At 49.1% G+C, this 9,478-nt stretch carries 8 protein-coding genes and 1 pseudogene; 1 reads left to right on the top strand and 8 read right to left on the bottom strand.

Annotated features, from left to right (window positions below):
* Positions 1-435, bottom strand: a 435-nt coding sequence (locus tag VIM87_RS11560; RefSeq protein WP_331997146.1) for a fibronectin type III domain-containing protein, incomplete at its 3' end; no start/stop codon positions are given.
* 24 nt (positions 436-459) lie between these two features.
* The gene (locus tag VIM87_RS11555) at positions 460-2,301 is read right to left on the bottom strand and encodes a cytochrome c peroxidase (RefSeq protein ID WP_331997145.1); all 1,842 of its coding nucleotides are present in this window, start codon (positions 2,299-2,301) and stop codon (positions 460-462) included.
* Between the two features lie 148 nt (positions 2,302-2,449).
* Between VIM87_RS11555 and VIM87_RS11550 the strand changes: the two genes are divergently transcribed.
* Complete coding sequence (locus VIM87_RS11550; protein ID WP_331997144.1) at positions 2,450-3,574, top strand: ankyrin repeat domain-containing protein; 1,125 nt, start codon at positions 2,450-2,452, stop codon at positions 3,572-3,574.
* A gap of 8 nt (positions 3,575-3,582) precedes the next feature.
* On the opposite strand, the gene VIM87_RS11545 is transcribed toward VIM87_RS11550, so the two are convergent.
* The 6 genes and pseudogenes from VIM87_RS11545 to VIM87_RS11520 all read right to left on the bottom strand — a co-directional run.
* Complete coding sequence (locus VIM87_RS11545) at positions 3,583-4,491, bottom strand: glycoside hydrolase family 43 protein (protein ID WP_331997143.1); 909 nt, start codon at positions 4,489-4,491, stop codon at positions 3,583-3,585.
* Between the two features lie 42 nt (positions 4,492-4,533).
* Positions 4,534-4,923, bottom strand: a complete 390-nt coding sequence (locus VIM87_RS11540) for a DUF2809 domain-containing protein (RefSeq protein ID WP_331997142.1) — start codon at positions 4,921-4,923, stop codon at positions 4,534-4,536.
* A gap of 102 nt (positions 4,924-5,025) precedes the next feature.
* Entirely contained in the window at positions 5,026-6,309 is a 1,284-nt protein-coding gene (locus tag VIM87_RS11535; protein WP_331997141.1) for a sensor histidine kinase, read from the bottom strand.
* 16 nt (positions 6,310-6,325) lie between these two features.
* Entirely contained in the window at positions 6,326-6,655 is a 330-nt protein-coding gene (locus tag VIM87_RS11530; RefSeq protein WP_331997140.1) for a circadian clock KaiB family protein, read from the bottom strand.
* A gap of 305 nt (positions 6,656-6,960) precedes the next feature.
* On the bottom strand, positions 6,961-8,691 hold the full coding sequence (locus VIM87_RS11525; RefSeq protein WP_331997139.1) for a lectin: 1,731 nt from the start codon (positions 8,689-8,691) through the stop codon (positions 6,961-6,963).
* A gap of 294 nt (positions 8,692-8,985) precedes the next feature.
* Positions 8,986-9,478, bottom strand: a pseudogene (locus VIM87_RS11520) (hypothetical protein); the annotation flags it as partial.

The following is a 9,478-nucleotide window of genomic DNA, read 5'->3' as shown; positions in this document are numbered from 1 at the left end:
CTGGCGGGTTGAGTTGTTGCCGCAGTCGCCAAACACACCTATACGGTAAGCGCCTTCTGTGCCGGGTACGGGCAGGGTTACAAAATGATTGCTGCTATCGCCCTGGATCATTGCGCCCTGGCCGCCGCCAATAGCGTAATAATACCTGGTGCGTGGGGTAAGTCCTGTTAGTTTTACCTGGTGCTCAAAGGTAAGCGTGGGTTCCTGCGCAGTGCTGTCCAGCTGATTAACTGCCCTGCCGTATTTTACCACGCTGCGCGTCATGGTGGTAGTACGCCAGCGTATAATAATACTGGTGCTGGTAGCTACCTGTAAATAAGGGCCTCTTAATAATACCGGCACTACCGTTGGGTTGCGCTGCTCCTGTGCATTTGCGGGTGTAAAACCTGCCATGATCATACATATGCAGGCGAGTAAAAAAAGTGTTTGCTTCATTGTTTATATGCTAATGTTGATGGTTTAATTGGTGATGGGATCTTCCAGCGCATGCAGGAAGCTCACAATATCATTCACCTCTGTGCTGCTTAGCTGTAAAGGCATAGCGGCCAGTGTTTGCTGCGGCACCTGCAAGCCTAAGCCCCGGCCCCCGCCTTTGTTGTAAAACTCCACTACGCTTTGCAGGGTGCTGAAAGCGCCGTTGTGCATGTACGGCCCCGTGGCCGATACATTGCGTACCGTAGGCGTTTTAAATGCCTGCTGGTAATATTCAATGGGAAAAATATTGAAGCGCCCCTGGTCGGTATCTGCTACCGGTTTGTTAAGATCATCTGTGCGGGTGGCGCCCAATACTTCCAGCTCTGTAAAGTTGTACAGCGGCGGCACCAGCCCGTTAAATACCGGTGCAAAGTGGCAGGTACCGCATTGGGCCTTGCCCATAAATAAGTTAAACCCGCGTTGCTGGGCGCTGCTCATGGCGGCAGTATCACCCGCCAAATACTGGTCAAAAGGCGCGTTAAAGGGACTTAGCGTGCGTACGTAAGCGGCTATGGCAGTAACTATTCCGGGAGTGGTGATAGCGCTGTCGTTAAATGCCTGCTTAAAGAGCTGCCGGTATGTTTTGCTTGTTTGCAATTGCTGCAGGGTATTGGCTGCATTGCCATTCATTTCCTGCGGGTTGCTTACTACTGCGCTTACCTGCTCCTCCAGGCTCTTAGCCCGCCCGTCCCAGAACTGCGCGTACTGGTAAGCTGCGTATAATAAAGTGGGGGCATTCCTGCTTACATGTGAATGACCATCAAATGCAACGCTGGCGGGCAATGCATCTGTAAAATGCAGTTCCGGCCGGTGACAGGTAGCGCAGCTTATTTTATTGTTACCGGAAAGCGCCCGTTCTGTGAACAGTGTTTTGCCCAGGGTAATTAAGGCTGTGTTCAGGGTGCTGCTGTCTGCAGGAAATGCATTTTTGTTGATGGCATCTTTGCTGAACAAATGTGCGGCATCATAATTAAGCACGCCCTGTGTGGTGTTCTGCTGCAGCTGCAGCTCATTGATCAGCAAACCCAGGTTACGCTGTAACGGTAAGGCATATACGGTTAGGAACTGCAAACGGTTAAACGTATCAAAGTTCTGACCGGCCTGCAACAGCTGCAGGCAGCCGGCTAAATAATATTTAACACTATCTGCATGCGGCGCATGCGTTTGTAAAAAAGGAGTGAGTATGTTTTGAAGGCCCTGCAAAACAGCGTGTGATTCTGTGATGCCGGTTTTTAACAGCGGGGCATCATAACCGGTAATGCCAAGGGTGTATACACGGATCAGCTGCAGGCGCACACTTTCCAGCAGCTGGTTATCGGTGGCGGTAAAACCAAATAACAAAGCAGGCATATCCTGTGCAGAGGAATTGATGGCTGCTGCCTGTTGTAATAATTCTTTTTGATGTGCAGCGGCGTCTTTCTCAAACAGCAGGCTTTCTATTACCTGCAAGCCTATAGGGGTCATGTATTCCATATAGGGCTCTTCTATTTCATACTTGGGCGGACCGTTATAGATCATGGCGGCGCTGCGGAAAAAGTATTCCAGGAAAAACTCTATCCGTTTATATTGCAGGCGGCATTGGGCCAATGCCTGGCGCGCCTGCAATATGGTTTGCGGATGCTTTTCATCTATGGCCTGCACCGCGGTTTGCAGCTGTGCGGTGGCGACGGCAAAATCCTGCGCGCCTGCTTTAAACCAGGCAACAGCGGGTGTTACCCCAATATTGGTATGAGTGGGATAGCCTGTGCTGAACAGCGCCGGCAGGCAGCTGCCCAGCGCCATGCATAATATAATGATCTGTTTTTTGAAGCCCCTTTTTTCCGGCATAACTGTTAGATGATCGCCAACCCCGTTTATTTTCAATTCATTAACGAAATAACAAAGAAAATACGTTTTATGTTATGCCAGTATTAAGTATGATGAGCGCGCAGCGGCAATAATATTCATTATAAAAATCTATTATATTGTGAGCATTATGTCGTTCCTCAGTAACCTGTTCCGAAAAACCAGTCCTGCGGCATCTGACCCTCAGGATCAAACCATTCCACTTATTCCGGCGGCAAACAATACCTGGCGCATTCCACTGCTTGACCTGCGCGCGGTCACACTTCGTATGACCGCTACCTCTTCCGACCCGCAAATGGCCATGAATGCGGTTTCGTATAACCAGGAGGATGGGAGCTCATTTGCCGGTATTTCGCCTGCGGAAAGCACTACTATTGAAGGCGGTATTACTGTAGCTACCGATGGTAAGCTGGCGCCAGGGGTATTATTTATGCCGCAAACCATGGAGCATAAGTGGGCCATATATTTTATGGATAACACGCTGGTATTTGTACGCAGCTGGTTAAGAATGGTATTGGTAACCGCCACTGTTGTACAGCAGCATAACCAGCTAACGGTTAAAAGCATTACCGGTAAGTTCCTGGAAGATGAAGCACCTGCTTTTACCAGGGCCATGGTGCGTTTTCTGCTAATGAATTATGCCATTGGCGAAGTGGTGCCTGCGCCGCTGCCGGCTCCTTTAAAAGATAAGCCGCGCGAGGCGGCGTTATGGGCTTTTTCCGTTTTCGGCAAGCTGGCGCAGATAGGCACCTTTAATGAAAATTTTGTACCGGTTGTAAGCAAACCTTTACGCTCCCATTCCCTGTTACATATTGCTGTGGCCAGGAGTAATATGCCGGAGATTGAAAAATATGTGCTGGAAGGTATCCCGGTGAACAGCCTGGCCAGGGATGGTTTGGCGCCCCTGCACTGGAGCCTTGCCTGCGAAACAACAGCGCCTATGGAAAAGCTGCTGGCGCTGGGCGCTGATCCCAATGTACGATCGGCCGAAGGCGCTACGCCTGTTATGAATGCCGTACAATCCAATGCCGCCAGGCATTTTAACCTGCTGGTGCAAGCCGGGGCCGATGTAAATGCAGCAGATGCACGCGGGTTCACCGCCTTACACCGCGCGGCCGAAATGGGCCATGTACATATGGTAAGGCTGCTGCTGGAAAACAGGGCCAACCGGCATGCAGTAGCTATGGATCACACGGCATTGTCATTAGCGGAGGCTATGAAACGCACGGAGATCATTGAGCTGCTACGCGATTAATACAGCCTTTACTTTACCGGCACTACGCCCTCTGAGGTCATTTGCACGCGTTTCAGGGTGCCATCCGGATTATATAACAGGTAATCGATACATACAGAGCGGCGGTAACTATCGCCATGCGGGGGCAAGCCCCCGTTGTGGTAAATAAAATACGTGAGGCCCTTGTATTCCAGCAGGGCCGGTGAGTTGGTTTGGCAGTTACCTGCTATTTCATTTACAATACCTTTAAACTCCCAGGGGCCGTGAATGCTGCGGCTCATGGCATAGGCCACCTTTTCCGGGAACTGGTAACCATATAACAGGTAATACCAGCCGCCCTGTTTATGGATCCAGGCGCCTTCTGAAAAATCAGGCAGGTCTACTTTTTTTATCTCTCCGTCCAGCTCTGTCATATTCTCCTTCAGCTTTGCATAATAACACATGCCATTGCCCCAGAACAGGTATGCCTGCCCGTCGTCATCAATGATCACGGTGGGGTCTATATCATCTTTATCACTATCAATAAAGGTGGTCATATCATTACTTACCAGCGCTGATCCGCGGGCATCTTTATACGGCCCTTCCGGGCGGTCGGCCACTGCTACGCCTATGGCGCGGCCGGGAATGGTATTATGTTCCACTGCTACATACCAGAAGAACTTACCATGCCGCTCAATAACCTGCGATGCCCAGGCCCCGCCTTTTACCCATTTGAAATCCGCCGCTTTCAGGGGAATGGGATGTTCGGTCCAGTTAACCATGTCTGTTGAAGAAAAACATAACCACTCATTCATGACATACTTATACTCGCCGGGCGGCGCTTCATCATGACCGGTATACATATATACCTTACCGTTAAAAACAATGGCCGCAGGATCTGCGGTGAACTTATGCCTGATCACCGGATTGCCGGCAGGCGTTTGATGCTTGTTGTTCATTATCCGGTTATTTAAAAGTACAGAATAACCGGTAGGCAACAATTATTGTACCTGCGAAACCGGCGCTGGTCTTAACTTATCAAGCAGGAGTATACATAAAATGCCCAGGGTGTAGGCCAGCATATCCGTCCATTCAAAATGGTTGCCTATTACAATATTGGCCAGGCGGGAGTGCTGCAGGCCCAAATGTTTTACCAGGTTAAAGTACTGCAGCGTTTCAATTAAATAAGCGAATAGCAACACACCTATGGCTAAAGGCTTTACCGGCGCCTGCAAAAACGTGCTTATAAAACAGTACAGCAGTATCACTACTAAGAAATCGCCAAAATAAGGCCGTATAAAACTATCGTGCACATACAGGGCAATCAGCACTTCTGTAATAAATAACAAAACGGTGAGCACAAAAAATTTCCAGCTGAAACGAAACTGCATAGGTAAAGGATTGCCGCAAAGATAGTATTTCATAAAAACAAAATGCAGCGCCTGTACGGTGCTGCATTTGCTTTTTTCCCTGTGACTTGCATTAAATTTCCGCTAAAACTGTTGTAGTGGCAACACTACAATAAATTCTGAACCTATTCCCTCTATACTATGTGCGGTAATTAAGCCGCCGTGTTTATCTACTATCTTTTTTGCGATGGCCAACCCAATGCCGGTACCTTCATACATACCCCGCGGGTTTAAGCGGCCAAAGAGCGAAAAAATATTGCTCATATATTTCTCATCAAAACCAATGCCGTTATCTTTTATGGAGATGCGGCAAAAAGGCCCGTCGTGCTGTTCCGGCGCTTCAAAGCTGCGGGAGTGAATGCGGCGGCCGCTGATAAAAACGCTGGGCGCTACATTTTGCCGGGAGAACTTGATGGCATTGCTGATCATATTCTGGAACAGCTGCCTGATCTGCCCCCGGTTAGCTTCTATAGCCGGCAGATCTTCTATCACAACGCTGGCGCCTTTTTCCTGGATGATGAGCTCATAATCTTCCAGCAGGTCGTTCATCAGCTGCTGCAGCTCAATATGCTCATATTTGATCTGGTTGGAGGATAACATGGAGTAGTTCAGTATATCATCCATCAGCTGCTTCATTCTTTCTGATGAGCTGATGATCTTCCCCAGGTACATGTGTGCATCTTCGGGAAGGCCGTTGATCTTTTTCTTCAGCAGGCTGGAAAACATCTGGATCTTGCGCAGCGGCTCCTGCAGATCGTGCGAGGCTACGGATGCAAACTGCTGCAGATCGTGATTGCTGAGCTCCAGCGCATGATTGATCTGTTCCAGCTTATCGTTCTGCTGCTTTAGCTGCCGTTGTGTTTCTTTTTCTGCGGTAAGATCTGTGATGATGATACTGATGGCAAAACCACCATCCAGCTCCAGCTTGGTGAGGGACAGCTGTACGGTTAAACCTTCCTGCGCATTTTTCAGCACCACTTCTCCAATGGTATCATCCATCCATCCTTTTTCCTGCAGCTGTTCAAAGTGGCCCTGGTACTCGGGTTTCACAAACTGGCTGAAAGAAAGGCCTATTACGCCGGAGAGCGGAGTATCTATCATATTGGCAAAGCGGGAGTTACTATAAAGTATAGTACCCTCTTTGCTGATAGTAACAGCGCCTTGTGCCATTTTCTCTATAAAGCGGCGATAGGTAAGATCTGTACTGGTTAAGGTGTACATCTCATTGCCCAACTCCCCCTCTACTATCAAAGCATCTACTTCCCCGGAACGGATGGCGGCTATTGTATCTCTTGCTTCTTCCAACGCAACACGCAATTGCTGCACCTCTTGCTGCAGCGTTTCATATGACGGTTTGCCTTTTTCCATACTTATGTTGTAAATCTCATGTTGTAAGTCTCAATCCCTGTAATATCTTCTGGCAGTTGGACATATTACCAACCAGGGTTTTTGCGGATAAAGGTGTTTTTATAATGAGTGAAGGCACGGCTGTAATGTGTTCTTTCTGCGCCAGCTCATGATCCTGGAAAATATCAATGACCTCTAAAGCATACCTGCCTTTAATATAAGTGTCGCACACACTGATCAGGTTTAACACAGCTTTGGCGGAATTAGCAGATGCTCCGCTGATGAACAGGCGCAATGTATACTCTGCGCCTCCGCTATCATCATTTGTCACTCCTACCGTATTATCTTCTTCATGTACTCCTTTCATGTCAATTTTTTTTAAGGGGCTTATCACTAACAGGAACTTACCCGGTGGACGTAATAAAAAGATATGGTTTAACAGGAAAAGGCAAATGCCGTGCCAGTGCCTGCTACTTACCCGTTTTATGTATGGGGAAATTGCTACACAAATTGAAGAAATAAGCCATGGATGCCGGGGCCTTATAACGGCCACCAGCTCTCTTATTGGGGGTAGTGTCCGCTTCTTTACCAAAAGGCAAAAGCCGCCGGCAGTGTAACCACTACCGGCGGCTTTTCATGTTGCACAAATTGTGTATCTGTGCGTTTTATTTTTTACTGGTTCACCCGGAATTTTTCCGTGGCGCCGGCAGTGGTCCGGGTACAGGTCATGGGCTGGGTACCGTTTTCCCCGGAAATAAATGCCCCATTGTTGCCTTTCAGGGAAATGGTGCCATCGGCATTGGCTATCCAGTCAAACTGCTCCCAGCCGCCAATGGCAGTACGGTTGCAGGTGATGGCCTGGGTACCGTTCTCAGAAGATACGTATTTGCCCAGGTTCTGCAGGGCTACTTTGCCGTTGCCCGCATTTACCACAGTGAACTGCTCCCAGGGGCCAACCGCTGTACGGTTACAGTTCATGGCCTGGGTGGCATTTTCGCTGCATACGTACAGGTTATTGGCCGCCTTCAGGGTAATAGTTTGTCCAAAGGGTATGTTGCCGTTGTTATTGCCCACTATTGGCTGGGTGGGGCGTGTAGCCGTAAGGCCCAGCTGCCCTTTGAGCATGCGGGCGCCATCGCCGGTAAGGCGCAGGTAATAGTCTGCAGAACAGGCTACCCCATCCTCATCCAATGCCCAGAAACCGGAGCCGGAGGGTACAAAGGATGCGTTTTCCGCTGTTTTAGCGATCTGGTTGCCTTCATTGTACTCATCGAACATAGAAATGTAGATGCCCTGGGCGCCTACACGTACCATGTTATAGAACTGGCGCCACATAAAATCGCCATGCGCGCGCTGGCGTTCCTGCAGGTCGCCGGGCAGCACGCAGGGCTGGTAGTCGATACCGTTCTGGTTACAGAAAGCCTGGTCGCCAATGTTCACGTTGTTGTAAAAATTGTCGGATTCACCGGCGCTGCCAATGCGGCCAACCATCCAGGGAGAAAGCATGTTGAATGCCTTGTACACATCCAGGAAGCCGGTACGGGAATCGGAGTTGGCCGGTGCAGTACGCCACCAGGTGGGCACACCGCCAATTACATAACAGCCCTGGCCTTTGAACCAGTTAATTACATCCAGGCAGGCTGCGGCTGAAAAGTTGTGGTTGTTGTCGTTAAAGCCAAAGCCCCAGATACATACTACCGGCTTGCCATTTTGCACGGCATATGCGCTGGATGAGGTGTAGGCTTTCATTTTGTTGGTCCAGTCGGTTTTTATTTCCGACTGCATGTTGGTCCAGCCGCTTACATCATACATAATGTAAAATTTGCGGCCATAGGTTTCTGCCGCTGTTCTCACTTTGGCGGTAATGGCATCGCGCACCGGCCCTTCGCCCCCGGTGGGGTTGAAGCGCTGTAATGCCGCGCAGTCAATACCATACTGCTGCATCCATTGGAATTGTACGTTCACCGTCTGGTCAGTGAACGATGAGAATAAACGTGCCTGCTGCCCATTGCCCAGGTTAGGGAAGCTGGTAGCAAAGGTGGTGGTGTAATCCCTGACATCCGGCCATGATTTCATGCCTTTGTTGGTGGGTGAGGGCGACTGGCTCCAGTCCTGGGTCCAGTGCCACCAGGCGTTAATGGGCGATCCGTCGCCGGTACAGGCAAACCAGCCCTGGTAACCAACGGTCACCTTTCCCACTACGTCGCCCACCGGGGAGGCTAAAGGGGTGGCAGCCATTTTGTTCAGACTAACGCCTTCTTTTAATTGTTTTTCGAGGTCCTGCTTGGAGCAGGCAGCCAGCAGTCCAATAGCAAAGAATAAGAGTACATTTCTCCAGTTAATGGATAACGTGGAATACCGCCGTATGCTGCCGGCGAACGCAGTTCTGGTGCTCGTTTTCATTTTACAGGGTTTTGAGTGAATTACGAACCAGGTTCAATTACGAATTACGAATTGAGTGGTGCGTAACGGAGATAGGGTTTCTGAAAAGGTTTTTAATATGGTTTATGGATTTAAGGCTTATTATAATTGTTTAAAAAGTATGGTTTGTGTTTTTTGTTTTAGGTTTACTTGTCGTTATGCTTTATCCTTTGTGCCTTATGCTTTATGCTTTACACTTTACGCTTTGTGCTTTATCCTTTATCCTTTATGCTTTACGCTTTATGCTTTATGCTTTGTGCCTTGCGCTTTGCGCTTCTAGCGTACGGGCATTACCGTGGTTAACGGTTTCTCTTTCCGCAGCATTTTTGCGGCTTCCCCGGTGAGCCATAAGTACAGATCTGATGGCTGCCCATCCATATCAATGAACGATACATTTTTAGCTACCGGCGGATTATCCGATACTTTAAAAATGGCGGTGCCTTCATTCACTTCATCAAACATAGCTACGTAGATCATGCCTGCCCCGGCCAGCATGGCGGTTGACAGCTGCTGCCAGTAAAAGCGGCCGCCCTGGCGGGGTATGGAGCCTACAGGTTTTACATCATCCGGGAACTCGTACTTACTCAGGTTATGCCAGCTAAACCCGGGACAAACGCATGGCACATACTCAATATTGTTCCGGCGGCACCATTCCATATCATCCACTATCATATCGCGGTAGCGGTCCATATCATTATGCAATAAGGGCGAAAAGCGCTGCACCATCCAGGGCAGAATTATATCCGCCTTTTTAATGATGGTATGTAAA

This window comes from Chitinophaga sp. (assembly GCF_036569125.1).
Taxonomy (GTDB): Bacteria; Bacteroidota; Bacteroidia; order Chitinophagales; family Chitinophagaceae; genus Chitinophaga.
This window is presented reverse-complemented; position numbering and strand designations above follow the sequence as displayed.

Bases quoted from the DNA above. Each gene is read 5' to 3' on its own strand.
- VIM87_RS11555 (WP_331997145.1), bottom strand. From the start codon at position 2,301: ATGCCGGAAAAAAGGGGCTTCAAAAAACAGATCATTATATTATGCATG.
- VIM87_RS11550 (WP_331997144.1), top strand. From the start codon at position 2,450: ATGTCGTTCCTCAGTAACCTGTTCCGAAAAACCAGTCCTGCGGCATCT.
- VIM87_RS11545 (WP_331997143.1), bottom strand. From the start codon at position 4,491: ATGAACAACAAGCATCAAACGCCTGCCGGCAATCCGGTGATCAGGCAT.
- VIM87_RS11540 (WP_331997142.1), bottom strand. From the start codon at position 4,923: ATGCAGTTTCGTTTCAGCTGGAAATTTTTTGTGCTCACCGTTTTGTTA.
- VIM87_RS11535 (WP_331997141.1), bottom strand. From the start codon at position 6,309: ATGGAAAAAGGCAAACCGTCATATGAAACGCTGCAGCAAGAGGTGCAG.
- VIM87_RS11530 (WP_331997140.1), bottom strand. From the start codon at position 6,655: ATGAAAGGAGTACATGAAGAAGATAATACGGTAGGAGTGACAAATGAT.
- VIM87_RS11525 (WP_331997139.1), bottom strand. From the start codon at position 8,691: ATGAAAACGAGCACCAGAACTGCGTTCGCCGGCAGCATACGGCGGTAT.